The 25,428-nt window shown below is 61.2% G+C and carries 27 protein-coding genes; 21 read left to right on the top strand and 6 right to left on the bottom strand.

Annotated features, from left to right (window positions below; genetic code table 11):
• Positions 1-80 precede the first annotated feature (80 nt).
• The 5 genes from sucC (at position 81) to JYJ39_RS02845 (ending at position 4,813) form a co-directional block, all read left to right on the top strand.
• A complete protein-coding gene (sucC, locus tag JYJ39_RS02865; protein WP_205201933.1) occupies positions 81-1,241 on the top strand; it encodes an ADP-forming succinate--CoA ligase subunit beta in 1,161 nt (386 codons plus the stop codon).
• Between the two features lie 11 nt (positions 1,242-1,252).
• The gene (gene sucD, locus JYJ39_RS02860; protein ID WP_205201932.1) at positions 1,253-2,146 is read left to right on the top strand and encodes a succinate--CoA ligase subunit alpha; all 894 of its coding nucleotides are present in this window, start codon (positions 1,253-1,255) and stop codon (positions 2,144-2,146) included.
• A gap of 73 nt (positions 2,147-2,219) precedes the next feature.
• Entirely contained in the window at positions 2,220-3,173 is a 954-nt protein-coding gene (locus tag JYJ39_RS02855) for an ornithine cyclodeaminase family protein (RefSeq protein WP_205201931.1), read from the top strand.
• Between the two features lie 86 nt (positions 3,174-3,259).
• Positions 3,260-4,096 carry a Stp1/IreP family PP2C-type Ser/Thr phosphatase gene (locus JYJ39_RS02850; RefSeq protein ID WP_205201930.1) on the top strand — a complete coding sequence of 279 codons (837 nt, stop codon included), beginning with the start codon at positions 3,260-3,262 and terminating at the stop codon, positions 4,094-4,096.
• Between the two features lie 15 nt (positions 4,097-4,111).
• Positions 4,112-4,813 (top strand): FHA domain-containing protein, encoded by a 702-nt coding sequence (locus JYJ39_RS02845; RefSeq protein WP_205201928.1) that lies wholly within the window; start codon positions 4,112-4,114, stop codon positions 4,811-4,813.
• A 92-nt stretch (positions 4,814-4,905) separates the two neighbouring features.
• Here JYJ39_RS02845 and proB read toward each other — a convergent pair whose 3' ends face one another.
• The 4 genes from proB to rplU form a co-directional block, all read right to left on the bottom strand.
• The gene (gene proB / locus JYJ39_RS02840) at positions 4,906-6,030 is read right to left on the bottom strand and encodes a glutamate 5-kinase (RefSeq protein ID WP_205201926.1); all 1,125 of its coding nucleotides are present in this window, start codon (positions 6,028-6,030) and stop codon (positions 4,906-4,908) included.
• Entirely contained in the window at positions 6,027-7,130 is a 1,104-nt protein-coding gene (gene cgtA, locus JYJ39_RS02835; protein ID WP_205201924.1) for an Obg family GTPase CgtA, read from the bottom strand. The genes proB and cgtA overlap by 4 nt, the downstream gene beginning before the upstream one ends.
• A gap of 82 nt (positions 7,131-7,212) precedes the next feature.
• Positions 7,213-7,476 (bottom strand): 50S ribosomal protein L27, encoded by a 264-nt coding sequence (rpmA, locus tag JYJ39_RS02830; protein WP_205201923.1) that lies wholly within the window; start codon positions 7,474-7,476, stop codon positions 7,213-7,215.
• A gap of 16 nt (positions 7,477-7,492) precedes the next feature.
• Positions 7,493-7,804 carry a 50S ribosomal protein L21 gene (rplU, locus tag JYJ39_RS02825; protein ID WP_205201922.1) on the bottom strand — a complete coding sequence of 104 codons (312 nt, stop codon included), beginning with the start codon at positions 7,802-7,804 and terminating at the stop codon, positions 7,493-7,495.
• A gap of 150 nt (positions 7,805-7,954) precedes the next feature.
• Between rplU and JYJ39_RS02820 the strand changes: the two genes are divergently transcribed.
• The 16 genes from JYJ39_RS02820 (at position 7,955) to JYJ39_RS02745 (ending at position 23,385) form a co-directional block, all read left to right on the top strand.
• The gene (locus tag JYJ39_RS02820) at positions 7,955-8,299 is read left to right on the top strand and encodes an FKBP-type peptidyl-prolyl cis-trans isomerase (protein ID WP_205201921.1); all 345 of its coding nucleotides are present in this window, start codon (positions 7,955-7,957) and stop codon (positions 8,297-8,299) included.
• Entirely contained in the window at positions 8,296-9,615 is a 1,320-nt protein-coding gene (locus JYJ39_RS02815; RefSeq protein ID WP_205201920.1) for a pseudouridine synthase, read from the top strand. Before JYJ39_RS02820 ends, JYJ39_RS02815 begins: the two co-directional genes overlap by 4 nt.
• Positions 9,616-9,916: 301 nt before the next feature.
• Complete coding sequence (locus JYJ39_RS02810) at positions 9,917-12,154, top strand: NADP-dependent isocitrate dehydrogenase (RefSeq protein ID WP_205201919.1); 2,238 nt, start codon at positions 9,917-9,919, stop codon at positions 12,152-12,154.
• Between the two features lie 202 nt (positions 12,155-12,356).
• Entirely contained in the window at positions 12,357-12,809 is a 453-nt protein-coding gene (locus tag JYJ39_RS02805) for a c-type cytochrome (RefSeq protein ID WP_205201918.1), read from the top strand.
• 67 nt (positions 12,810-12,876) lie between these two features.
• Positions 12,877-13,569, top strand: a complete 693-nt coding sequence (locus JYJ39_RS02800; RefSeq protein ID WP_205201917.1) for a cytochrome b/b6 domain-containing protein — start codon at positions 12,877-12,879, stop codon at positions 13,567-13,569.
• Positions 13,570-13,796: 227 nt separating this feature from the next.
• A complete protein-coding gene (locus JYJ39_RS02795) occupies positions 13,797-14,900 on the top strand; it encodes a sensor histidine kinase (protein WP_205201916.1) in 1,104 nt (367 codons plus the stop codon).
• Positions 14,897-15,583, top strand: coding sequence for a response regulator (locus tag JYJ39_RS02790; protein WP_205201914.1), 687 nt, complete (start codon positions 14,897-14,899; stop codon positions 15,581-15,583). Before JYJ39_RS02795 ends, JYJ39_RS02790 begins: the two co-directional genes overlap by 4 nt.
• Before the next feature lie 110 nt (positions 15,584-15,693).
• A complete protein-coding gene (locus JYJ39_RS02785; protein WP_205201913.1) occupies positions 15,694-16,584 on the top strand; it encodes an electron transfer flavoprotein subunit beta/FixA family protein in 891 nt (296 codons plus the stop codon).
• Positions 16,581-17,702, top strand: a complete 1,122-nt coding sequence (locus JYJ39_RS02780; RefSeq protein ID WP_205201912.1) for an electron transfer flavoprotein subunit alpha/FixB family protein — start codon at positions 16,581-16,583, stop codon at positions 17,700-17,702. Before JYJ39_RS02785 ends, JYJ39_RS02780 begins: the two co-directional genes overlap by 4 nt.
• On the top strand, positions 17,702-19,003 hold the full coding sequence (locus JYJ39_RS02775) for an FAD-dependent oxidoreductase (RefSeq protein ID WP_205201911.1): 1,302 nt from the start codon (positions 17,702-17,704) through the stop codon (positions 19,001-19,003). The genes JYJ39_RS02780 and JYJ39_RS02775 overlap by 1 nt, the downstream gene beginning before the upstream one ends.
• Positions 19,000-19,305, top strand: coding sequence for a ferredoxin family protein (locus JYJ39_RS02770; RefSeq protein WP_205201910.1), 306 nt, complete (start codon positions 19,000-19,002; stop codon positions 19,303-19,305). Before JYJ39_RS02775 ends, JYJ39_RS02770 begins: the two co-directional genes overlap by 4 nt.
• Before the next feature lie 7 nt (positions 19,306-19,312).
• Positions 19,313-19,768: a ferritin-like domain-containing protein gene (locus JYJ39_RS02765; RefSeq protein WP_205201909.1), complete on the top strand. Its 456-nt coding sequence runs from the start codon at positions 19,313-19,315 to the stop codon at positions 19,766-19,768.
• A 208-nt stretch (positions 19,769-19,976) separates the two neighbouring features.
• Positions 19,977-20,846: an NAD(P)-dependent oxidoreductase gene (locus JYJ39_RS02760; protein ID WP_205202182.1), complete on the top strand. Its 870-nt coding sequence runs from the start codon at positions 19,977-19,979 to the stop codon at positions 20,844-20,846.
• Complete coding sequence (locus tag JYJ39_RS02755) at positions 20,843-21,697, top strand: NAD(P)-dependent oxidoreductase (protein ID WP_205201908.1); 855 nt, start codon at positions 20,843-20,845, stop codon at positions 21,695-21,697. The genes JYJ39_RS02760 and JYJ39_RS02755 overlap by 4 nt, the downstream gene beginning before the upstream one ends.
• A complete protein-coding gene (locus JYJ39_RS02750) occupies positions 21,694-22,434 on the top strand; it encodes a flagellar brake protein (RefSeq protein WP_205201906.1) in 741 nt (246 codons plus the stop codon). The genes JYJ39_RS02755 and JYJ39_RS02750 overlap by 4 nt, the downstream gene beginning before the upstream one ends.
• A 48-nt stretch (positions 22,435-22,482) precedes the next feature.
• Positions 22,483-23,385, top strand: a complete 903-nt coding sequence (locus JYJ39_RS02745) for a ZIP family metal transporter (RefSeq protein ID WP_205201904.1) — start codon at positions 22,483-22,485, stop codon at positions 23,383-23,385.
• Positions 23,386-23,598: 213 nt separating this feature from the next.
• Here the strand turns inward: JYJ39_RS02745 and JYJ39_RS02740 are convergent, their stop codons facing one another.
• Together JYJ39_RS02740 and JYJ39_RS02735 are read right to left on the bottom strand one after the other, a co-directional pair.
• The gene (locus JYJ39_RS02740) at positions 23,599-24,393 is read right to left on the bottom strand and encodes an HTH domain-containing protein (protein ID WP_205201902.1); all 795 of its coding nucleotides are present in this window, start codon (positions 24,391-24,393) and stop codon (positions 23,599-23,601) included.
• Positions 24,394-24,804: 411 nt separating this feature from the next.
• A complete protein-coding gene (locus JYJ39_RS02735; protein WP_205201901.1) occupies positions 24,805-25,389 on the bottom strand; it encodes a superoxide dismutase in 585 nt (194 codons plus the stop codon).
• Between the last annotated feature and the right edge of the window lie 39 nt (positions 25,390-25,428).

The following is a 25,428-nucleotide window of genomic DNA, read 5'->3' as shown; positions in this document are numbered from 1 at the left end:
AAAGGAAAAAACGGGGCGGAATCGGTGGAGGAATCGGGGCCGCCCATCGCTTGTAACTCAACTCAACGCAAGGAAAGCGCATGAAAATTCACGAATATCAGGGCAAACAAATCCTGAAGAAATTCGGCGTTACGGTTCCGCGCGGGATTCACTGCACGACCGTCGATGACGCAGTCAAGGCAGCCGAAACCCTGGGCGGCAAGGTCTGGGTCGTCAAGGCACAGATTCACGCCGGTGGCCGTGGCAAGGGCGGCGGCGTCAAGGTCGCGACCTCCCTGGAAAAAGTGCGCGAGTACGCCAGCCAGATTCTCGGCATGCAGCTGATCACGCACCAGACCGGCCCGGAAGGCCAGAAGGTCCGTCACCTGCTGATCGAAGAAGGCGCTGACATCCAGCACGAATACTACGTTGCCGCGCTGACCGACCGCGCCACGCAATCGGTCGCCATCATGGCCTCCTACGAAGGCGGCATGGACATCGAAGAAGTCGCCCACAAGACCCCGGAAAAGATCGTCAAGGTCTTCGTCAACCCGCTGGTCGGCCTGACCGACGAGCAGGCGCTGACCCTGGCCAAGGGCATGGGTATGAACGAAGCCTCGATTCCGCAGTGCATCGAAACGCTGAAGAACCTGTACACCTGCTACATGGAAACCGACGCGTCGCTGGCTGAAATCAACCCGCTGATCCACGAAGCCGACGGCACCGTCAAGGCGCTCGACGCCAAGTTCAACTTCGACTCCAACGCCCTCTACCGTCAGGAAGAGATCGTCGCCATGCGCGACCTGGACGAAGAAGACGCCGACGAAATCGAAGCTTCCAAGTTCGACCTGGCCTACATCTCGCTCGACGGCAACATCGGCTGTCTGGTGAACGGTGCCGGTCTGGCCATGGCCACCATGGACACGATCAAGCTGTTCGGTGCCGAGCCGGCCAACTTCCTCGACGTCGGCGGCGGTGCCACGACCGAGAAGGTCACCGAAGCCTTCAAGATCATGCTCAAGAACCCGAAGGTCAAGGGCATCCTGGTTAACATCTTCGGCGGCATCATGCGTTGCGACACCATCGCCACCGGCGTTGTCGCCGCAGCCAAGGAAACCCACCTGTCGGTGCCGCTGGTCGTCCGCATGAAGGGCACCAACGAAGACCTCGGCAAGCAGATCCTGAAGGATTCCGGTCTGCCCATCATCTCTGCCGATTCCATGGCCGAGGCCGCCACCAAGATCGTCGAAGCGGTCAAGTAAGGAGCCACCGAATGTCTATCCTGATCAACAAGAACACCAAGATCATCACCCAGGGCATCACCGGCAAGACCGGTCAATTCCATACGGAAAAGTGCCAGGAGTATGCAAACGGCAAGGAATGTTTCGTTGCCGGCGTGAACCCGAAGAAGGCTGGCGAGTCGATCTTCAACATCCCCATCTACGCTTCGGTCAAGGAAGCCGCCGCTGAAACCGGCGCCACCGTGTCCGTCATCTACGTGCCGCCGGCTGGCGCTGCCGCCGCGATCTGGGAAGCTGTCGAAGCCGACCTCGATCTGGCGATCTGCATCACCGAAGGCATCCCCGTCCGCGACATGCTGATGGTGCGCAACAAGATGAAGGAAAAGGAAGCCAAGGGCGGCAAGAAGACCCTGCTGCTCGGCCCGAACTGCCCCGGCCTGATCACCCCGGACGAAGTGAAGATCGGCATCATGCCGGGTCACATCCACCGTAAAGGGCGTATCGGCGTCGTTTCCCGTTCTGGTACGCTGACCTACGAAGCCGTCGGTCAGCTGACCGAACTGGGCCTCGGCCAGTCCTCCGCTGTCGGTATCGGTGGTGACCCGATCAACGGTCTGAAGCACATCGACGTCATGAAGATGTTCAACGACGACCCGGATACCGACGCCGTCATCATGATCGGTGAAATCGGCGGTCCGGACGAAGCCGAAGCCGCCCAGTGGTGCAAGGCCAACATGAAGAAGCCGATCGTCGGTTTCATCGCTGGCGTGACTGCCCCGGCCGGCAAGCGCATGGGCCACGCTGGCGCCCTCATTTCCGGTGGTGCCGATACCGCTGATGCCAAGCTCGCCATCATGGAAGAGTGCGGCTTCAAGGTGACGCGCAACCCGTCGGAAATGGCCAAGCTGCTCAAGGCCATGCTGTAAAATCGGCCTTCAGCTCAAAGAAGCGGGCTTCGTGCCCGCTTTTTTATTGTTTCAGTGTGCTTGCGGAGGAAAGATGGCGCTCTTGTTGACTGAGGATGATGTCCGCCAGGTGTTGACCATGGACATGGCGTTGGCAGCCGTGGAGGAAGCGCACCGCGAACTGGCGCACGGTCGCGCGATCGACATTCCCCGTCAGCGCAGTCGCTTGCCGCAGACCACTTTGCACATCCTGCAGGGTGCCTTGCCGGCGCAGGGGGTGATCGGCTACAAGGCTTACACCAGCAATCGTAGCGGCAACCGGTTCCGGGTGCACCTGTTCGATGCGGCCAGCGGCGAGTTGATTGCCGTTGTGGCGGCGGACTATCTGGGCATGGTTCGCACCGGCGCCGCGAGTGGTGTCGCTGCGCGCTGTCTGGCCCGCCCCGCTGCCCGGGTGGCCGGTGTGTTCGGCTCTGGCTGGCAGGCCGAAGGTCATGTGCGGGCGTTGTGTGCGGCGCTGCCACTGGAGGTGGTCAAGGTGTTTGCTCGGGACAAGGCAAGACTGAGCGATTTTTGCGCTCGCTTGAGCGAGGTGACCGGGCGTCAGGTGCTGGCAGCAGAAAGCGCCGAGGCGACGGTGCGCGATAGCGACGTGCTCGGTACGGTGACGACGGCCAGTACGCCTTTGTTTGATGCCCAGTGGTTGTCTCCTGGTGTGCATATCAATGCGGCAGGATCGAATTCCTTGATCCGCCAGGAAATCTCTGAACAAACCCTGCGTCGTTGCAGTCTGATTGCCGTGGATAGCGTGCCCACGGCGCTGGCGGAAGCGGGCGATTTGCTGCCGGCGCTGGAAAAAGGGCGTCTGCATGCGCGGCAGTTGCTGGAACTGGGCGATATTCTCATCGGCCGGCAAGCTGGGCGGCAGGGGGCAGACGACATCACCTTGTTTGAGTCTCAGGGGATGGCGATCCAGGATCTAGCCCTGGCATCACGTGTCGTTGCGGCGGCACGCGAGCGCGCTCTGGGGCAGGAAATCGATTTGTAAAATGCTTTTAAGATAAAAATTGACCGGCAGTCGCAGACGCCGGACAATAAGCCCCCGCCTCTTTGTGGCAGAGGAACAGGACAGACATGGCACTTGCGGAAATTGTTTTACACGATGCGCTGACGGTCGCTGCATGCAGTGACCCCGGCGTCGTGCGCGCCCACAATGAGGATGCCGTTTTTGTCGACGCAGATTTTGGTATCGCTGTACTGGCCGACGGGATGGGGGGCTACAACGCGGGTGAAGTGGCGAGCAGCATGGCGACAACGTTGCTGGCCACCAGTTTCTCCCGCCTGTTGCGGGGCGCTGCCGAGGCGCCTGAAGTGCTCGGCCATCCTGAGCAGATCATGAGCGATGAAGTGCGTGGCACCAATTCTGCCATCTACCGTGCATCCCAGAGCAGTGCAGCCTGTGCCGGCATGGGGACGACGCTGGTGTTTGCCTGGATTCTCGGGCGTCAGTTGCACCTGGCGCATGTCGGGGATTCTCGGGCGTATCTGTGGCGGCGTGGCACGCTGCACTTGCTGACCAAGGACCATTCGTTGCTGCAGGAGCAACTCGATGAAGGCCTGATTTCGCCAGAGGCAGCACGCCATGCAGAGCACCGCAACCTGGTTACCCGCGCCCTGGGGGTTGAGAGCGACGTGCTGGTCGATACAGCGACACACCTACTGGAGCCGGACGATATCGTCCTGCTGTGCTCCGACGGGTTGAACGACATGCTGGAAGATCAGGAAATCGGCGAATTGCTCGGTCAGGATAAATTCAGCCTGGCAACGCGGGCAGAGCATCTGGTCGAGCGGGCCAATGAATATGGTGGTCGCGACAATGTGTCCGTCATTTTGCTGCGCCTGGATGCGCACAGCGCAGCGCAACCTGCCGCCAAACGCTGGTGGCACGGTTTTCTCAATCAAGCGAAATAAAGCAGGAACAGTGACATGGCAAAACTGATTCTTTCCATGGATGGTCTGGTACTCAAGGAAATCGAGCTGAACAAGGAGCGCCTGACGATCGGGCGCAAGCCGCACAATGACATACAGATCGACAATCTTGCCATCTCGGGTGAGCATGCCGTTGTCGTCACCATCCTGCAGGATTCCTTTCTGGAAGACCTGAACAGCACCAATGGCACCCTGGTCAACGGTCAGGCGATCAAGAAACATTTCCTGCGCAATAACGATATCGTCGAACTGGGGAAGTACAAGCTCAAGTACATGGCCGACAATACCGGTAACAGCGTGATGCCGGACACGGAGCAGACGGCTATGATTCGCTCGGATATCGGCAAGGCTGCGGCCAGCGGTGAGTTATCCCTGATGCCTGCGGAAAGCCAGACGCGCAGCCATATTGGCACAACCAGTCGCACCAGTGCTTTGCCGGTGGCGGCGATTCAGCTGCTCAACGGCCCCAATGCCGGCAAGTTGCTGAAGCTGGAAAAGACGCTGACCACCCTGGGCAAGCCCGGTCTGCAGGTGGCCGTGATTGCCCGTCGCCCGCATGGTTATTTCCTCACCCACGTCGAAGGCGAGAGCTATCCCTCGCTCAATGGCAAGACGATCGATGCACAGGCACATCCGTTGGGCGATCAGGATGTGATCGAGATTGCCGGAACGAAAATGGCCTTTGTTTTGCAGGGGTGAGGTGCTCGTTCAGTGAGTGTTTGACCGCAGCCTCACGCCTGCATTCGCCCCGCGATACGTACAGTCGCGGCACCGCCTGATGGCCGCCAGGCTTACGGCGTGAGCAGGATCAGATTGTCGCGGTGAATCATTTCGGCATCTTCGAGATAGCCGAGGATGTGTTCGATTTCCGCGGTGCTCTTGCCGGCGATGCGGCGAGCCTCACTGCTGCCGTAATTGCTCAGGCCGCGCGCGATTTCCTGACCGTCTTCGGTCTGGCATGCGATGGCTGCGCCGCGTTCGAAGTCTCCCTGCACCATCGTCATGCCGACGGGCAAAAGACTTTTCCCGGCCTGCAGCGCGGCGACTGCACCCGCGTCGAGGGTGATGCGTCCCGCGAGTTGCAGGTGATCCGCCAGCCATTGCTTGCGCGCGGCCAGCGGCGGGGTTTCGGAGATCAACAGGGTGCCGAGTGCCTCACCTTGAGCCAGACGCAGGATGGGATCGACTTCATGGCCACTGGCAATGACGGTGGCCGCCCCGCTGCGGGCGGCGCGTTTGGCAGCAATGACCTTGGTGATCATGCCGCCGGTGCCGACCTGGGTGCCGGCACCACCCGCCATGTCTTCCAGTGCGGGATCGCCGGCAGTTGCCTGCTCGATCAGGCGGGCGGTTGGATCCTTGCGGGGGTCGGCGGTGTACAGCCCCTTCTGATCGGTGAGGATGATCAGTGCATCGGCTTCGAGCAGGTTGGCGACCAGGGCGCCCAGCGTATCGTTGTCACCGAATTTGATTTCGCTGGTGACGACGGTGTCGTTTTCGTTGATGATCGGGATGACACCGAGTTCCAGCAGGGTGTTCAGGGTTGAGCGGGCGTTGAGATAACGCTTGCGGTCGGCCAGGTCATCATGGGTGAGGAGAATCTGGGCGGTACGCAGCTGATGCTTGTTGAACGCGGCTTCATAGACCTCGACCAGGGCAGCCTGACCAACTGCCGCCGCCGCCTGTTTTTCGTGCATGGTCCGGGGGCGGCGCTGCCAGCCCAGGCGCTGGACGCCGCAGGCGACGGCGCCGGAGGAGACCAGTACCACTTCGCGCCCGGCGGCGCGCAGGGCGGCAATCTGCCGGGCCCAGCCGGCGATGGCGGTCAGGTCGAGGCCGTTACCGTTGCTGGTCACCAGGGCTGAACCGACCTTGACCACCAGGCGGCGTGCGGTGGCGAGTGGAGAGTGGCTCATGCGTCGTTTTCGGCAGTGTTGGCGGGTTGGGCGGCTGCTGTTTCCGTCTCGGCCTCATCGTCTTCAACCTCCGGCCGCGCCATCTGCTCCAGGGCTTCCTGGATGGCGTAAATCAATGGCTTGGTGCCGTCGCCGGTAATGGCGGCGATGGGGAAGACCGGGCCGGCGTAGTGCGTTGCCTGGCGGTAGGCGGCAAGGAATTCGTCGATACAGGCCTGGCGCTCTTCTTCCGGAATCAGGTCGAGCTTGTTCAGAACCAGCCAGCGGGGTTTGTCGGCCAGTGCCGGATCGTGTTTGACCAGTTCGCCGACGATGGCGAGCGCATCGCGCAGCGGATCGGCTTCCGGATCGATCGGGGCAATGTCGACCAGATGCAGCAGGATACGCGTACGTTGCAGGTGCTTGAGGAAGCGGATGCCGAGGCCGGCACCATCGGCTGCGCCTTCAATCAGGCCGGGCACGTCGGCCATGACGAAGCTTTTCTCGGCGCCGACACGCACAACGCCAAGGTTCGGGTGCAGGGTGGTGAACGGGTAGTCGGCCACCTTGGGACGAGCGGCGGAAAGCGCCCGGATCAGCGTGCTCTTGCCGGCATTGGGCAGGCCAAGCAGGCCGACATCGGCGATCACGCGCAATTCCAGAGCGATGTCGAATTCCTCACCCTGTTCGCCCTTGGTGCATTGGCGCGGGGCACGGTTGGTCGATGACTTGAAATGGGTGTTGCCCAGCCCGCCCTTGCCACCTTTGGCGAGCAGAACCTTCTTGTCGTGTACGTCGAGGTCGGCCAGCACTTCGCCGCTATTGAGGTCGGTGACCACGGTGCCGACCGGCATGCGCAGGAAGATGTCGTCGCCGCCTTTGCCATAGCAATCGGCGCTGCCACCATTTTCGCCGCGTTGGCCGAGGAATTTCCGGGTGTAACGGTAATCGACCAGGGTGTTGATGTTGCGGTCGGCGACGACGTAGACGCTACCGCCCCGGCCGCCGTCGCCCCCGTTGGGGCCGCCCATGGGAATATATTTCTCGCGGCGGAAAGTGGCGATGCCGTTACCGCCGTCGCCGGCCTTGACGTAGATTTTGGCTTCGTCGATGAATTTCATTTTGTCCGCTCTCTTTTCCGCCTCTGAAACTAAAAAGCCCTATCCGGCGGACAGGGCTTTTTTCGGTTGTCGCCGGGCTGAGTTATTCAGCCGCCGGAACGATGGTGACCGTGCGGCGTTTCTTTTCGCCCTTGATCGAGAACTGCACCACGCCGTCCTTCAGTGCGAACAGGGTGTGATCCTTGCCGCAGCCGACGTTTTCACCCGGGTGAAATTCGGTGCCGCGCTGGCGGACGATGATGTTGCCAGCCAGGACGAATTGACCACCGTAGCGCTTGACGCCCAGTCGCTGAGCCTGTGAGTCGCGGCCGTTACGCGAACTACCGCCTGCTTTTTTGTGTGCCATTTATGAGCTCCTTAACTTAGGCAGCGATCGAGTCGATGCGCAGTTCGGTGTAATTCTGACGATGGCCCTGACGCTTCTGGTAGTGCTTGCGACGGCGCATCTTGAAGATCTTGACCTTATCGTGGCGACCTTGCGACACCACGGTGCATTTGACGGCAGCGCCAGCAATGAACGGGGCGCCGACCTTCACCGACTCGCCTTCGCCTACCATGAGGATCTGATCGAGAGTGATTTCTGCGCCAACTTCTGCCGGTATCTGTTCTACTTTAAGTTTTTGGCCAGCGGACACGCGATACTGCTTGCCACCGGTTTTTACGACCGCATACATGAGTTGGACTCCGAAAAATAAACGGAAATTGAAAACAAAAGGTACTACGAAGAACCGCGCATTATACGGAAAATTGCCAATAGGTCAAAGCCTTGGCCCAATTTTTTTACCCCTGCTGTGCTAGACTGCGCCTCTTTTTGGAGCAGGTAGATGGCAGCAATCACGACGGCATCCGGGTTGGTGTATGAAGACACCGTGCCCGGCACGGGGCGCACGGCGCAGGCAGGCGATCTGGTCACGGTGCACTACACCGGCTGGCTGGAAAATGGCAGCAAGTTTGATTCAAGCAAGGATCGCAACGATCCCTTTCAGTTCCCCCTGGGGCGCGGTCATGTCATCAAGGGCTGGGACGAGGGTGTTCAGGGCATGTTGATCGGCGGTACTCGCAAGCTGACCATCCCGGCGGCGCTGGGGTATGGCGCACGCGGCGCTGGCGGCGTGATTCCACCGAATGCGACGCTGATTTTCGAAGTCGAACTGCTCGATCTGCAATGAGCCAGGCCGACGATCCGTGGGCCAAATGGCGCAAGCCGGAGGCTGTTGCACCCAAGAAGCCGGCGCGGAAGGCAGCTGAACCGGCGGCAGAACCTGCTGCCAGGGTAGTCGAGCTGGCCGTTGCGCCTGCCCCAGTGGCGGCAGAGCCAGCCGATCCGGTGCCGGTCAGTGGTCGTCTGGGTCTTGCTGGCGCGGCGGTGGCAGCGAATCGCAAGCGCCCGGTACGTGGCGGTGCGTTGACGCGTCGCCCCAGGCCGCAGGAGGCGCCGGCGGCGGCCTCCCCGGAAAATGCGCCCCAGTCACCGTGGACACTGCGCACAGGTGAGCGCGGGCAGACGCGTGCAACGGAAGCTCAGCGTTCATCGAAGCCAGGGGAGGGTGGTGCACGGAAAGCATCGGCAGCGGGCTCGGAGGCTTGGGCGCCCGGTAAGAAAACCGCCAGGACGCCCGCGCCAGACGGCAGCAGAAAAGCTGGGCCCGGTAAGTGGCTGGGTGGTGCCGGCAAGAGCAGCGCAGGGGTAAAAACCGCGGTAGCCAAGGCGCAGCGCCCGGTGGGCGAACCGGCGGCAGGCTTGCCTGCGCCCAGCGGCGTGCGCTTGTCCAAGATCATGGTTGAGCGCGGCCTGGCCTCACGGCGTGAGGCAGATCTCTGGATCGAGCGCGGCTGGGTCTGGGTTGATGGAGTGCGCATTGGCCAACTCGGCGCGCGCGTGGCCCCTGACGTGCAGATTGAGGTGCGTCAGGACGAGGGGGTGAGCAGCGTGCCGGCGCCGCGTGAGGTGATTTTCCTTCTGCACAAGCCGGCCGGCTACAGTTGTGAGCGCGGGACGGCAGAAACCGCTGCGCTGACATTGCTGAGTGAAGAAAACCGCCTGCCGCAGCCGGGCGATCCGGCGCTGCAGCCCTGGATGTTACGTAATCTGGTTGCTGCTGGACGCCTGGAAACCGAAAACAGCGGCCTCCTGGTGCTGATGCGCAGCGGCGGCACGGCACGCCGTCTGTTGGCCGATGAGCGTGAGCTGGAGCGGGAATATCTGGTGCGCATCAGTGGCGAGTTGAGCCGCAAGAACCTGGAGCTGTTGCGCGAGGGCCTGTCGCTCGATGGCCGTTCGTTGGGTAAAACCTGGGTCAAGCAACTCGATCCCGGCCAACTGCATTTCATCGTGCGTGAAGGACAGAAGCGCCCCTTGCGGCGGATGTGCGAGGCAGTCGGGCTGACGGTGAAGGGCGTGTTGCGCACCCGTATCGGGCATCTGCGCCTGGATAAACTGGCGCCGGGTCAATGGCGCTTCCTGCGCCCGGACGAAAGTCTCTGAGCGCAGAATAAAAACCGGGTAACGCCCCATCGCAGCACTCGCACAAGCCCTTTCGTGCGATGGCTGCGATGGGGCGTTTTGTTTTCTTGCGGCAGGCAGCTCTTCTGATTGACGCCCGGTTGGTGACCAAGGGAGAGTCTGGCAACTTCATGCTCTGATTGCTCTTTCATATTGTGAAATTGATTTGCACCGTTGACCACGCGGCCCCCCTTCGCGATACTCCCAGGGTTTTGTAAGTGTTGTGCAAGGGAGCGGGCGTATCGTGCCGGCTCGCATATTGAAACCATCTCAGGGGGTTAGCATGTCGCAAGGCAAATCCAAGATCATCTATACGCTTACCGACGAGGCGCCGCTGCTGGCGACTTGTGCTTTTTTGCCGATCATCCGCACCTTTACCGAACCGGCGGGCATCACGGTCGAAAAGGCCGATATTTCCGTCTCGGCGCGGGTGATTTCCGAATTCCCCGAGTACCTGGAAGAGGCGCAGCGCCTGCCCAACACCTTGGCTGAGCTGGGCAAGAAGACGCTGGATCCGGACGCGAACATCATCAAGTTGCCCAACATTTCTGCCTCGGTGGCACAGCTGAAGGCGTGTATCAAGGAATTGCAGGAAAAGGGCTACAAGCTGCCCGACTATCCGGAAAATCCGACCACCGACGAAGAAAAGGAAATCCGTGCGCGTTATGGCCGCTGCCTGGGTTCGGCGGTGAATCCGGTACTGCGCGAGGGTAACTCCGACCGCCGCGCGCCGCAGGCGGTGAAGAATTTTGCCAAGAAGCATCCGCATTCCATGGGTGAATGGAAGCAGTGGTCGCAGACCCATGTGTCGCACATGCATCATGGCGACTTCTACCACGGCGAAAAGTCCATGACTCTGGACAAGGCGCGCCGGGTGCGCATGGAACTGATCGGCAAAGGTGGCAAAACCACCGTGCTGAAGCCGGAAGTGAAGCTGCTCGAAGGCGAGATCATCGACTCGATGTTCATGAGCAAGAAGGCCTTGTGCGAGTTTTACGAGAAGGAACTGGAAGACTGTCGTCAGGCTGGCATCCTGTTCTCCCTGCACGTCAAGGCGACCATGATGAAGGTGTCGCACCCGATCGTCTTCGGTCACTGCGTCAAGATCTACTACAAGGATGCCTTCGCCAAGCACGCCAAGACCTTCGAGGAGCTGGGCGTCAATGTGAATAACGGCATGGTCGATCTGTACGAAAAGATCAAGACGCTGCCCGAATCGAAGCACGACGAGATCATCCGCGATCTGCACGCCTGCCACGAACACCGTCCTGAGCTGGCCATGGTGGATTCCGCCAAGGGCATCACCAATTTCCATTCGCCCAACGACATCATCGTCGACGCCTCGATGCCGGCCATGATGCGCCAAGGTGGCAAAATGTGGGGCTCTGACGGCAAGCAGTACGACAGCAAGTGCGTGATGCCGGAATCGACCTTTGCCCGCATCTACCAGGAGATGATCAACTTCTGCAAGTGGAACGGCAATTTCGATCCGCGCACCATGGGGACCGTGCCCAACGTTGGTCTGATGGCGCAAAAAGCCGAAGAGTATGGCTCGCACGACAAGACGTTCGAGATCGCCGAAGACGGTATCGCCAATATCGTTGACATCGACACTGGTGAAGTCCTGCTGACGCAGAACGTCGAGCAGGGCGATATCTGGCGCATGTGTCAGGTCAAGGACGCGCCGATCCGCGACTGGGTCAAGTTGGCCGTTACCCGTGCCCGCAATTCAGGCATGCCGGCCGTCTTCTGGCTCGATCCCTACCGTCCGCACGAAGCCGAGCTGATCAAGAAGGTCAACAAATACCTCAAGGATCACGACACCAGCGGCCTGGAAATTCATGTCATGAGCCAGGTGCGCGCCATGCGCTTCACGCTTGAACGCGTTGCCCGCGGTCTCGACACCATTTCCGTCACCGGCAACATCCTGCGCGACTACCTGACCGACCTGTTCCCGATCATGGAACTGGGTACCTCGGCCAAGATGCTGTCCATCGTCCCGCTGATGAACGGCGGCGGCATGTATGAAACCGGTGCCGGCGGCTCGGCCCCGAAGCACGTGCAGCAGCTGACGCAGGAAAACCACCTGCGCTGGGATTCGCTGGGTGAGTTCCTGGCCCTGGCGGTATCGCTGGAAGACCTGGGGCTCAAGGAGAACAACCCGCGCGCCAAGTTGCTGGCCAAGACGCTGGATGCTGCCACCGGCAAGTTGCTCGACAACAACAAGTCGCCCTCGCCGAAGACTGGCGAACTCGACAATCGCGGCTCGCAGTTCTACCTCGCTATGTACTGGGCGCAGGAGCTGGCGGCGCAGAAGGAAGACGCTGAGCTTGCCGCGCATTTTGCCAAGCTGGCCAAGGTCCTGTCCGATGGTGAGGCAACCATCGTCGCGGAATTGAAGAGCGTGCAAGGTAAGCCGGTTGATATCGGCGGCTACTACAAGGCGGATGCTGAAAAATGCAAGGCTGTCATGCGCCCGAGCCCGACGCTGAATGCGGCACTGAAGGCCGTGCGTGCTTAAGCGCCGGTCCTGAACATGAAACCCCGGCACAGTGTGGCCGGGGTTTTGTTTTTATGGGTGTGGGCAGATTCAAGGGGCTTGTGTATCAGTCTGTATCAGGAAGTGCTGTATGACAATGCTGTGAGTTACAATCGTCCGCTAGCTTGATCCTGCGCCGTGTGCGACGGGATCTCGTTTTTTCTAGTCACAACGGAGATATGCCATGAAAACCAAAATCCTTCTTGCTGCCCTGGCTACGGCTTTGACCGCGACGGCGCACGCCCAGGTGAAAGTTGAAGATGCCATCAAATGGCGCCAGTCGGCTTACGCCACTATGGGCTGGAGCATGGCTCGCATCGACAGCAACCTGAAAGGCACCTACAACAAGGAAGAAGTGCTGAAGGCAGCGACCGTGCTGCAGGCGATTGCCAATTCGGGCATGGGTTCGCTCTATCTGCCGGGTAGCGACAAGGGCAAGGGCTGGGTGGATACCCGCGTCAAGCCGGCTTTCTTCACCGAAGGTGCGAAAGTGGGCAAGATTGCCGGTGAGTTCAATCAGGCTGCCAATGATCTGGCCAAGGCGGCCGCTACGGGGGACGCTGCTGCCGTGAAGACTGCATTCGGTGCGGTGGGCGGCACCTGCAAGAGCTGCCACGACGATTACCGGGCCAAGTAATTTTTCTGGAATGACTATGGGGGCGCCGTGAGGCGCCCTTTTTTGCTCATTACTGACGGAGATCGCGATGTCTGAAACACGCAAGATTCTGATCTGGGATTTGCCCACCCGCCTTTTCCACTGGCTGCTGGTGCTTGCCATCGTTGCCCTGGTCGTCACGGGCAAGGCCGGTGGCAGCTGGATGGAGTGGCATGGTCGGCTCGGCCTGCTGGTGCTTGGTTTGCTTGTCTTCCGCCTGCTCTGGGGCGTCATGGGGTCGACCTATGCGCGCTTTGCCGGGTTTTTTCCAACGCCGGCCAAAGTGGCTGCCTATCTGCGCGGCCAATGGCATGCGCCTGGGCATAATCCACTCGGTGCCTGTTCGGTATTGGCTTTGCTGGCTGTACCGCTGTTCCAGGCACTGACGGGCTTGGTGGCCAACGACGACATTGCCTTTGTCGGGCCGCTCTACGATCTGGTCGGGCGCGATCTGAGCAACCTGGCCACCCGCTGGCACCTCCTGGCGGTGAATGTCCTGCTGGCGCTGGTGGCTTTGCATGTGGCGGCGATCCTGTTCTACGCGCATATCAAGAAGGACAACCTGGTCAAGCCGATGGTGCTGGGCTGGAAAGACTCAGCGCACGGAGAATCGGCACGTGGAGGCGGCTGGATTGCTTTCGTGGTGGCGCTTGCCCTGGCTGTTCTGGCCGTGTATGGCGCTAGTGGAGCCTGGTTGCCCGAACCGCCACCGCCGGCTGCGGTGGAAACGCCTGCCTGGTAAATCTGCCGGGGGAAAAGAAGAAAGCCCTGTACTGGGGGATGTACAGGGCTTTCGGACGGTGTTGGGGTGAGGGAGAGGAGGGTTTTCACCGTCAGGGCTGATGTCTGGTCAGCACATGGGTGAACGATAAAGGCCCGGATGCTGAAGCTCAAGTAACGGTTTGCAACAGTGCGTACCGCTGGGTCTTTGATGGCATTTTTATACTGCAAGCTCTAGCATCGGGCGTTATGAAACAGGAGCCGTTTTCTGCCGGTTGGGCCGGCTATATGTGGGCAGCACTGGCCGCGACGTTGGGCACGCTGTTGCTCGCGCCCTGGCAGCAGGCGGTGACGCCGGCGGGCGCGGCTTTGCTGTACGCCCTGGCCGCCGTGGTGCTGGCCATCAGTTACGGTACGGGGCCGGCCGTACTGGCCGCTTTGGTGGGAGGGGTGGCGTATCACGTCATCTTCGCTGCGGATGCAGATCGCCGGGAATGGCTGGTGCCGGGCGTACTGCTGCTGATTGCGCTGTCTGCCGGTCAAGTCACCACGCGTTTGCGTCGGCACGCTGAACTGCTGCGGCGACAGAGCCGGGAAAGGGCCGAGCTGTCGGAGCAGATGCGGGCCGCCGAGTTGAAGCATGCGGCGGAAGCGCTGCGCAGTTCGATCCTGGCGGCCTTGTCGCATGATTTGCGCACGCCCTTGACGGCCCTGGTCAGTCAGGCAGAAACCCTGCAGATGGGCAGATTGCCACCGGAGCGCCAGGCTGCGCTGCTGGAAACCTTGCGCCAGCAGGCCCTGGCTTTGAGCCGGCAGATGAATAATCTGCTCGACATGGCGCGCCTCGCCAGTGGCGCGGTGGAGCTGAAACGCGCCTGGCAGCCGATCGAGGAAATCGTCGGGGTGACTTTGCAGCAGGCGCGCAGTCAGTGGCCGCAGCGCCAGTTCGCGATACAGATCGCGGCTGAGCTGCCGCCGGTGAATATCGATGCCGTGCTGCTGGAGCGGGCGCTCTGGAATCTGCTCGACAATGCGGCCAAGTATTCGCCGCCGGATCAGCCCGTGACGGTCGATGTCAGTCGTACCGGCTGCGAGCTGCTGCTGGCGGTGTGTGATGCGGGCCAGGGGATTGATCCGGCGGATGCGGCCCGCTTGTTTACGGCTTTTCAGCGCGGCCAGACGGAATCGGACATTGCCGGTACCGGGCTGGGCTTGTCGATTGCCCAGAGCATTGCCAGAGCGCACGGCGGCAGTATCGAGGCGACCCGGCCGGCCGCTGGGGGCAGTTGCGTCGTCCTCCGCCTACCCCTGGGGGAAGCGCCGGCATGCATGCCGGGGATGGAAGCGGGATGAGCGAGCAGCCCTTGATCTTGGTCGTTGAAGATGAACGACAGATTCGTGAAACCGTGGTCCTGGCCCTCGAATGCGAAGGCTTCGCCGCCTGCGAGGCCGCGACAGCGGCGCGTGCGGGCGAACAGGTGGCGCAGCGCAAGCCAGATGTGATCATTCTCGATCTGGGTCTGCCGGATCGCGACGGGGTTGATTTCATTCGTGATCTGCGCGCCTGGTCTGCTACGCCGATCCTGATTCTTTCAGCCCGCAGCGCCGAGGACAGCAAGGTGGATGCGCTCGATGCCGGTGCCGATGATTACCTGAGCAAACCTTTCGGCATGGCCGAATTGCTGGCACGGGTACGTGCCCTGTTGCGTCGGCGGCCGGAGGGGGTGGTGGCCGAGGCACAGCTGTGTTTCGGCGACTTCGAGATCGACTGCGTCCGGCGTACGGTGAGCAAGGCGGGCATGCCGCTACATCTGACGCAGATTGAATACCGTCTGCTGGCCTATCTGGCCGCCCACCCGGGACGAGTGCTGACACATCGGCACCTGCTGGCTCAGGTCTGGGGTGGGCAGGCGGTGGAAAACCATCAGTATCTGCGGGTGTACGTCGGCCATCTGCGGCAGAAAATCGAAAGCAATCCTGCCCAGCCGCGCCACATCCTGACTGAAATCGGGGTGGGCTACCGGTTTCAGCTCTGAACAGGGGATCACTCCTGAAATCTGCGCGTGAAACATGACTGAACGATCAGGAAACTCTAAAATGGCCGTTTTTTTCCGGCCCGCTCTTTTTCATTGAATCGGGATCAACCATGCATATTGCCGTTTGTATCAAGCAAGTACCGGATAGTGCGCAGATTCGCGTGCATCCGGTGACCAATACCATCATGCGTCAGGGGGTGCCGGCCATCGTCAATCCCTTCGATCTGTTCGCGCTGGAAGAGGCGCTGCGCATCAAGGATGCCACCGGTGCCACCGTGACCGTGCTGACCATGGGGCCGCCGCCGGCCGAAGAGGCGCTGCGCAAGTGTCTGTCGTTTGGCGCCGATCACGCCATCCTGATCACCGACAAGGTGTTTTCCGGGGCCGATACCCTGGCCACATCTTTTGTGCTGGCTTCCGCCCTGCGCACTCTTAACGAGCGCCAGCCGCTCGACCTCATCTTCACCGGCAAGCAGACCATCGACGGCGATACCGCGCAAGTTGGGCCGGGGATTGCCATCCGTCTCGGTTATCAGCTGCTGACCTATGTGTCCAAAATCCGCGAACTCGATCCGGCGGCGCGTCGGCTGGTGGTCGAACGGCGTGCGGAAGGCGGCGTGCAGGTGCTGCAATCGGCTTTGCCGGCGGTCATTACCATGCTTGAAGGCGGCAATGAAATGCGCTTTGCCGACATGCCGGGCATGTTCCGTGCGGCACGGCAGGAAGTGGAAATCTGGAACCGCGATGGTGCGGGCATCACCGATCTGACGCAGGTTGGTCTGAAAGGCTCGCCGACTGCTGTTGCCCAGGTGTTCGGGCCGAAACCCAAGGCGGTGAAGGCGCAGCGCATCGAAGGGGCGACCCCGGCGGAAATGGCCGAAGCGTTCGTGGACAAACTGTTTGCCGACTTCCCGCAACTGGAAGGCGAGTTGCTGGCCCATCTCGATCAACTGGCCGGGCAGGACTCGGGCCTTGCGGCACCACAAGGAGAAAGCGCATGAGCGACGATACCGATATCGCCAAGCCGATCAAGAAACCCAAGCGCGTTCTGCCCGAACGCTTCAAGTCGTACAAGAATGTCTGGGTGTTCGTCGAGCACGAACACGGCCATGTCCATCCCGTGTCCTGGGAACTGCTGGGCAAGGGACGCAAGCTGGCTGATACCCTGGGCTGCGAGCTGGCGGTCGCCATCCTCGGTGGCACCGCACCGGAAGTGCGCGCCCTGGTGGATGAAGCGGCCTGCTATGGCGCCGATTTGTGCTACCTGATGCAAAGCGACGTGCTGGCCGATTACCGCAATCAGACCTACACGGTGGGGATGACCGAGTTGGTGAATGCTTACCAACCGGAAATCCTGCTTCTGGGCGCGACGGCGCAAGGGCGCGATCTGGCCGGTTCGGTGGCGACCACCTTGCTCACCGGGCTGACCGCCGATTGCACCGGGCTGGAAATCGACCCCAGCGACAAATCGCTGCTCTCCAGTCGGCCGACCTTTGGCGGCAGCCTGATGTGCACCATCGTCAATCTGGCGACCCGGCCGCAGATGGCAACCGTGCGGCCGCGCGTGATGCCGATGCCGGCCCGGCAGAGCGGCCGCACGATTCGCGTCATCGAGCATCCTTTCTCCCTGGTGGAAGAGGCGGTCGTGACCAAGGTCATCGATTTCATTCCCGATGCCCGGGCGGACAAACCGCAACTGGCTTTTGCCGACTTCATCGTGTCTGGCGGGCGCGGCCTGGCGAAACCGGAAAACTTCGCGAAAGTGTTTGCGCTGGCCAAGGTGCTGGGGGCCGAAGTCGGGGCATCGCGTCCGGCCGTACATGCCGGCTGGACTGACCCGGAACGGCAGGTCGGACAGTCGGGCAAGACGGTGCGGCCCAAACTGTACATAGCTGCCGGCATCTCCGGCGCGGTGCAGCACCGGGTCGGCATGGAGGGGGCGGATGCCATTGCGGCCATCAACGTCGATGCCAATGCGCCGATTTTCGATTTCGCCAATTACGCCCTGGTCGGTAACGCCCTTGAATTGCTGCCGGCGCTGCAGGCGGCATTTGAGAAACGCCTGGCTGCGGCGCGGGCACGACAAGGTGCGGCGGCACAGGATGAGGGAGCACGCTAATGGAAAAATTTGACGTCATCGTGGTCGGTGCCGGCCCGGCGGGCAATGGCGCCGCCTACACCCTGGCCAAGGCCGGGCTGTCGGTGCTGCAGCTGGAGCGCGGCGAATCGCCGGGCACCAAGAACGTGCAGGGGGCGATCCTGTACGCCGATGCCCTGGAAAAGATCATTCCCGATTTTCGCGAGACCTGCCCGCTCGAACGGCACATCATCGAACAGCGCATGTGGCTGATGGATGAAGATCAGACCTGCACCGGCATGAGCTATCGCGACGCCCGCTTTTCGCAGGAACCGTACAACCGCTACACCATCATCCGCGCCCGTTTTGACCGCTGGTTTTCCGATCAGGTCAAAAAGGCCGGCGCTCTGGTGGTGTGCGAAACCACGGTGACCGAGCTGCTGCGCAATGGCTCGGGCAAGGTGATCGGTGTGCGCACCGAGCGCGAGAAAGGCGATATTTACGCGGATTGCGTGATTCTCGCTGATGGCGCCAATGCCCTGGTCGGCAGTCGTGCCGGGCTGCGGCCGGAGATCACGGCGGACGACATGGCGCTGGCCGTGAAGGAAGTGCTGTTCCTGCCCAAGGAAACGGTGGATGCGCGCTTCAACATCAGCGGCACGCAAGGGGTGGTGATCGAAATTGCCGGCAACGTCACCCACGGCATGCTGGGGACCGGCTTCCTGTACACCAACAAGGACTCGCTGGCGATCGGCATCGGCTGCATGCTGTCCGATATGAAAAAGCAGTCGCTGACGCCCTATCAACTGCTGGAAGGGCTGAAGCGTCATCCCACGATCAAGCCACTGATCGAAGGGGCGGAAATGAAAGAGTATTCCGCGCACCTGATTCCGGAAGGTGGCTACAAGGCCCTGCCGCAGTTGTACGGCGACGGCTGGATGATCGTTGGCGACGCGGCCGGCTTCGTCAATGCCGTGCACCGCGAAGGCTCCAACCTGGCAATGACCTCCGGGCGCATGGCGGCGGAAACCCTGATTGCGCTCAAAGCTGCCGGCAAACCGTATAGCGCCGCCAATCTGGCGGCCTACAAACGTACACTCGATGACAGCTTCGTCATGGCCGACCTGAAAAAGTATCAGGATGTGCCAACCCTGCTGACGGAACAGCCGCATATGCTGGGCATGTATCCGCGCTTCCTCGGTGATGCCGCGCGCGAGCTGCTGACGGTCGATGGCGTCAGCAAACGTGCCAAACAACAGAAAATCATGGCCGATCTCAAGGGCAAGCGTTCGCTGCTGGGCCTGCTGGGAGACGCCTACCGCTTTTGGAGGGCTTTCAGATGAGCGCCACCTTTGTGCCTCCGACACTCAATGTCGAGGAAAAACTGTTCCAGAACCGCTATCGGGTCGATACCGGGCGTCCGCACATCCGCGTGCGCAACGAAAGCACCTGCGTCAGTTGTGATGCCAAGGCCTGCACCGTCTGTTGTCCGGCGGGCTGCTGGCGTGCCGATCCGGCGGGCGGGATCGAGCTGGTGGTGGATGGCTGCCTCGAATGCGGCACCTGCCGCCTGATTTGCGACCAGAACAACGTGGATTGGAACTACCCGCGCGGTGGTTTCGGCATCCTGTTCAAATTCGGTTGAGGTGGAGATGGACAGTATCCGCCGCTTTCTCGCCCATGCCGTCCGCCTCGAAGCCGAGGCCGCCCGCCGCTTCGATGAGCTGGCCGACCATCTCGACACCCTGGGTAATGCCGAAGTGTCTGCCCTGTTCCGCCAGTTTGCCGATTTTTCCCGCCTGCATCTGAAGGAGGCTATGGCCCGGGGCGGCTTCCGCTACATCAGCGAACTGCCCGCCGATGGCTACGACTGGCCGGATGGCGAGTCGCCGGAAGCGGCGGCCTGGTGGGGCGTTGATGCCTTGATGGACGTGCCGTCGGCGCTGGAACTGGCGCTGGCGAGCGAGCGACAGGGGCTGGCGTATTACCAGAGCGTTGCCGATGCATCTGCCGATCCGCGTGTGGTGGCCATGGCGCAGGAGTTCGTGGAAGAAGAAGCTGACCACGTCCGCCAGCTGGAGGCGATGCAGCAACGTTTATCCGGCTGAGCGAAGGATGGAAGTGATCGGGGTGGGTGGTGGCTCAAGGCACCGCCCACCCCGTTTTTGTCTGTGGGCGGCGCATTGACAGCGGTCGGGATCGGCGTTATCTAGCAGCCAGATCATGGGCGGTGCGGTGGGCGAACTGTGGGTGCATCTGCCGCGCAGTGAAGAGGACCGCTTGTTAACCGGGAATTTCAGCGTCGAAGGAGGATGCATGCGCATCGGGTTTGTCGGGTTGGGCATCATGGGGCGGCCGATGGCCCTTAATTTGTTGCGGGCGGGACATACCGTGACGGTATGGGCGCGGCGGCTGGAGTCGGTAGCGCCGCTGCAGGCCGCCGGGGCCGCGGTGGCGGCCAGCCTGCCCGAGCTTGCGACGGGGCAGGCGCTGGTGATTTCCATGGTGGCCGATGCGCCGGATGTGGCCGAGGTCATGCGGGCGCTGGCCCGTCAGGCGCAGCCCGGGCTGGTGGCGGTGGATATGAGCACCATTGCGCCGGCAGCGGCCCGCGCCATTCATGCCGAACTGGCAGAAAGCGGCATCGATTTTGTCGATGCGCCCGTGTCTGGCGGCGAACCGGGGGCGATTGCCGGTACTTTGTCGATCATGGCGGGCGGCTCGGAAACGGCCTTTGCCCGCGCCTTGCCGGCGTTTCAGTGCATGGGCGGCAACATTGTCCATGTCGGCGGGCCGGGGGCAGGGCAGGTGGCCAAAGCCGCGAATCAGGTCGTGACCGGCATGGGTGTGGTTGCGGTGGCGGAAGCGGTGAATTTTGCGCAGAAAAACGGCGTCGATGCCGCCAAGGTGCGCGAGGCCCTGCTGGGTGGTTTTGCTGCGTCGAAAATTCTCGAGAATCACGGTCAGCGCATGATCGAACGTAATTTCAAGCCGGGCTTCAAAAGCTGGATGCACGAGAAGGATCTCAACATCGTCCTGCAGACGGCGCACGAACTGCATGTTGGCCTGCCAGGAACCGCCGTGGCAGCGCAGTTGTTCTCTGCGGCGGTGGCGCAGGGGCTGGGCGAGGACGACTCGGTGGCGGTATTGCGCGTGCTGGAACAGTTGGCCGGAGGTGTGCAATGAAAGTGGGATTCATCGGTCTGGGCGTGATGGGACGGCCCATGGCACTGCATTTGGCACAGGCCGGGCATGCGCTGCATGTCTGGGCACGGCGTCCGCACAGTACGGTCGGTCTGCCGGCCCAGGTGCATGCGACACCGGCAGCCCTCGGCGCCGCGTGTGAGGTGGTGTTCACCATGGTCACCTCCAGCGCCGACGTGCAGGCGGTGGTATTGGGCGAAGAGGGGCTGGTGCACGGGCTGGCAGCCGATTCGATCGTGGTCGACTGTTCGACCATCGCACCGGATGTGGCGCGCGCGATTGCGACGCAGCTTGCCGGGAAAGGTATCCATATGCTCGACGCGCCGGTGTCTGGTGGCGTGCAGGGGGCGGAAGCGGCCACGCTGGCGATCATGGTTGGCGGTGAAGCAGCGATTCTGGCGCGGGTTCAGCCTTTGCTGGAAAAACTGGGGCAGCGCATCGTGCATGTGGGCGCAGCCGGGGCGGGGCAGGTCGCAAAAGCCTGCAACCAGATGATCATGGTGGCGGCCATCGAGGCGGTCGCCGAGGCCATGCATCTGGCGCGCGCCGCCGGCGTCGATGTGGGCAAGGTGCGCACTGCCCTGGCAGGGGGCTCCGCAGCCTCGCGCGTGCTCGATGTGATGGGCCAGCGGATGGTGGAGCGCAATTTTGCCGCCGGGATCGAGGCGCGTCTGCACCACAAGGATTTCGGTCTGCTGCTGGCGGCGGCACGGCAAAGCGGGGTGGTCGTGCCTCTGGCCGCCAGCGTCGGGCAGCAACTGAATGCCCTGATGGGTGCCGGTTGGGGCAAGGAGGACACCGCTTCCTTGCTGCGCGTGCTGGAGGGCGCATGAGCCAGCTGGCGCAACTTTCCGAGGCAGAACTCGAAGAACGCTTTCACATTACCGGCCGCCGTGCGATTGCCTTGACGCTGGAAGGACTGGCCCGCGCCGGCGAGCGGTTTACGGTGCACTTTGGTCAGGAGCTGATGCTGACCACCCTGCTGGCGGCAAACGCCGAGCGGGGGGAGCTGGTGTTTGACCGGGGCGGCTCGGAAATCCTCAACCGGCACCTGCTCGACTGGGGACAGTGCACCTTCGTGGCGCGCCCGGAAGGGGTGCTGGTGCAGTTTGCGGTCGAAGAAGTCCGCCCGGTGTCCTATGCCGGGCGTCTGGCCCTGGTGGCACAACTGCCGCCGTTCATCCTGCGCCTGCAGCGGCGGGAGAGCTTCCGCATCCTGACTCCGCGCAGCCGTCCCCTCGATTTTCAGGCGCGGGTTGGAGCGGCGGAAGAGGCCATCACCCTGCCGGTGCACGACATTTCCGTGGAGGGGATTGGTCTGACGGTGGCGCGGCGCATTCCCGGGCTGGAGCGCGGTGCCCTGCTGCATGACTGCAGCTTTCAGCTGGCCGAAGGCACCGTGCCCATCGCCTGTACCGGCGAGGTCCGCCATGTGACGGAAGTGGAAGGGCGCAACGGCGTTAAAAGCTGGCGGGTGGGCGTGTCTTTCCTTGATCTGCCGCCAGGCGCCGCGCACGACATCCAACGTTACATCATCCGCGTCGAGCGCGAACGCAGTGATTTGTTATAACATCGCCGCCCCAGGTACCCTGGCGTACTGTTTTCCCCGGAATCAAAAATGCACACCTTGAGCATGATCCTGCTTGCCTGTCTGGTAGGTGGTCTGATCAGCATGGCGGCTGCAGCAACCGTCGTTTTCCGTCTGTCGCAGCGGGCGACTGCCATTCTGGTGGCGTTTGCCGCCGGTGTGATGTTGTCCTCCGCATTTCTGCACGTCCTGCCGGAAGCTTTCAACAGCCTGCAATCGCCAGTGGAAACGGTGGGGCCGGCCGGGGAAGCGCACAGTGCGCACAGCGGGGAAGGGCATGCCGCGCCTGCGGAAGAAGCTGGTTACAACGACCATGAGCACTCCGGCGAGCACACTGCCGCTGCGTCGGCACATCACCATCACGAAGGTCCGGCGACGACCCTGTTTGCCGTCATGCTGGCCACCCTCTTCGCTTTCTTCACGCTCGAACGCCTTGCCTTGTGGCGCCATTCACACGGCGACTGCAAGGCGCACGACGGACACCACGCTACCGTCACCGCCCCCCTGCTGATTCTGGTGGGCGACGGCTTCCACAATTTTGTCGATGGCGTCCTGATCGCCGCTGCCTTCATCGCCGATCCCATGCTCGGCATCACCACCACCGTGGCCATCATCGCGCACGAAGTGCCGCAGGAAATGGGCGACTTCCTGCTGCTGAAAAATGCCGGCTGGAGCAATACCCGGGCCTTTCTCGCCAACGCCGCCTCCAGCCTCAGCGCAGTCCTCGGCGGCGCCCTCGGCTTCTTCGTTCTGAACACAGTCAGCGTCGCGCTCCCCTACGTGCTGGTCATCGCCGCTTCCAGCTTCATCTACGTGGCGCTGGCAGACATCTTTCCCCTGCTGCACAAGCAGGGCGACGGCTTCATCCGCCAGAGCCTGTGGATCGCCACCGGGGTGGCGGTGGTGCCGGCGGTTGGCTGGCTGACCCACTGATTCGCGCGCTGCTTTTTGCCAGTCTGGTTTGGAGCCTGGGATATTTTTTGGGGCAGCTTATCGGTCTTTGCTGCCGTTAACGGAGCGGCAATTGAATGTCAGTAGCCGACCCGAAGCAGAAGTTGGTGAGTTGTGAAAGCGGACGTTCAACGTGGGAATGAGCGGCCTTGTGCGGCTTTATGCCCAAGGTCTGGCGGAGTCAATCGTTAGACCTCAAAGCTTTTCAATTGCTGCTTCCAGTGATGCTTTGACCCTCTTCTTGTGGATTTCTGGATCTTCCTTTTGGATGAACTCGACAGCAGAAAGATCATCACCCCTCTTCCTGTTTTGGCGAGGCTCAAGTGCTTCGATCAGAATTGCCTCTAGCGCTGGAATGATTTTTGCCGCTTCATAGGTGGTTGGTAGTGAGGCGAGCTGGCCGGATTCGGAAACTGGCAGGAGACCGAACCATGAAAAACGATCCCAGCGAGCTGCCAGCCGATCAAGTGTGTGCTCATAGAGCCGCCGCCCAAGTGGGCGGTCTGTTGTGCGACCGATATAGATGACCTCGCGGCCGTCATAAAGTAAATAGATGCCAAGTTGCTTGTTGAAATCTACGGGAGTTGCGCCTAATTGCTGCATGCCGAGAAGTTTTGGAGTTGCACTCCATTGAATAGCATCACGGCGCCAGAACATGCCAAACGAACTGACAATTTCGTATTGTTCTTCCGACTCTTCAGATTCTGAGACGATTGGAGTGAGCTTTTCTTTTGTATGGGATTGTTGCGTGGCTGTCGCCTTTGTAAGAGAAAAAGTACCTTTTGCGATACGCACATATGGTGAGGCGGCTCCATCATGTTTTATTGAAACACTGATCTGAGCGTTGACGGTCGCGGCTGGCGTGGCCCCAACATTTGATCTGAGTTGACTAGAAATGATCCGCTCAGCGATTTCTTTGTAATGCAAAGGGGTTGATGAAGCTCCAAGCACTTCGTCAATTGCCTGACGCCATGTAAGTTCTTTTTTCATACGTATACCGTGGTGGAGAGTGTGAGGTATAACCTTATTTTCGGGTGACCGTTCTGCCGAATAACATTGGGATGCCGGATAACATGTTCTGCAATCTCCTGTTTGGAAGAATAAATCTTGCGCAAGGCAAGATAACAACGCAGGAAAAGCAGCAGCCGGCATGGTGTGTGATCTGATCGACTCCGGGCAGAGGTGTTTAGCATACCCTCCCGCCGCGATGATCGCTATCCGGATCGATTGATGGTTGGCCACACATGGCCCACTGCTGCCTTTTACATCGACTTATTGCAAAGGCTGCTTCGGCCTAAAAACGGACTATTAAGCAATAGTGCAATGAAAAGAGGGAGCCAAACGCTCCCTCTTTCTACAAACTCGGCTGACGAGTTTTTATGCCGGAATGCCGGCGCCGGGTCAGGCGAAGTTGGCGGCGACGAAGTTCCAGTTGACCAGATGGTTGAGGAAGGTTTCGACGAACTTCGGGCGCAGGTTGCGGTAGTCGATGTAGTAGGCGTGTTCCCAGACGTCGACGCAGAGCAGGGCCTTGTCGCTGGTGGTCAGCGGGGTGCCGGCGGCGCCCATGTTGACGATGTCGAGCGAACCGTCGGCCTTTTTCACCAGCCAGGTCCAGCCGGAACCGAAGTTGCCGACGGCGGCGGTCTGGAAGGCGGTCTTGAAGGCATCCAGCGAGCCCCACTTGGCGATGATTGCCTCGGCCAGCGCGCCGGTCGGGGCGCCGCCGCCGTTCGGGGTCATGCAGTTCCAGAAGAAGGTGTGGTTCCAGACCTGGGCGGCGTTGTTGTAGATGCCGCCGGCCGGTGCCTTCTTGACGATGGCTTCGAGGTCGAGGTTCTCGTACTCGGTGCCCTTGATCAGGTTGTTCAGGTTAACCACGTAGGCGTTGTGGTGCTTGCTGTAGTGGTAGTCGAAGGTTTCGGCCGACATGTGCGGGGCCAGGGCGTCCTTGGGGTACGGCAGGGCGGGCAGTTGATGTTCCATTGTTTTCTCCGTTGTGTTGATGGGGGGGCGTCAAATGTG

The organism is Azonexus hydrophilus (assembly GCF_905120355.1).
Taxonomy (GTDB): Bacteria; Pseudomonadota; Gammaproteobacteria; order Burkholderiales; family Rhodocyclaceae; genus Azonexus.
This window is presented reverse-complemented; position numbering and strand designations above follow the sequence as displayed.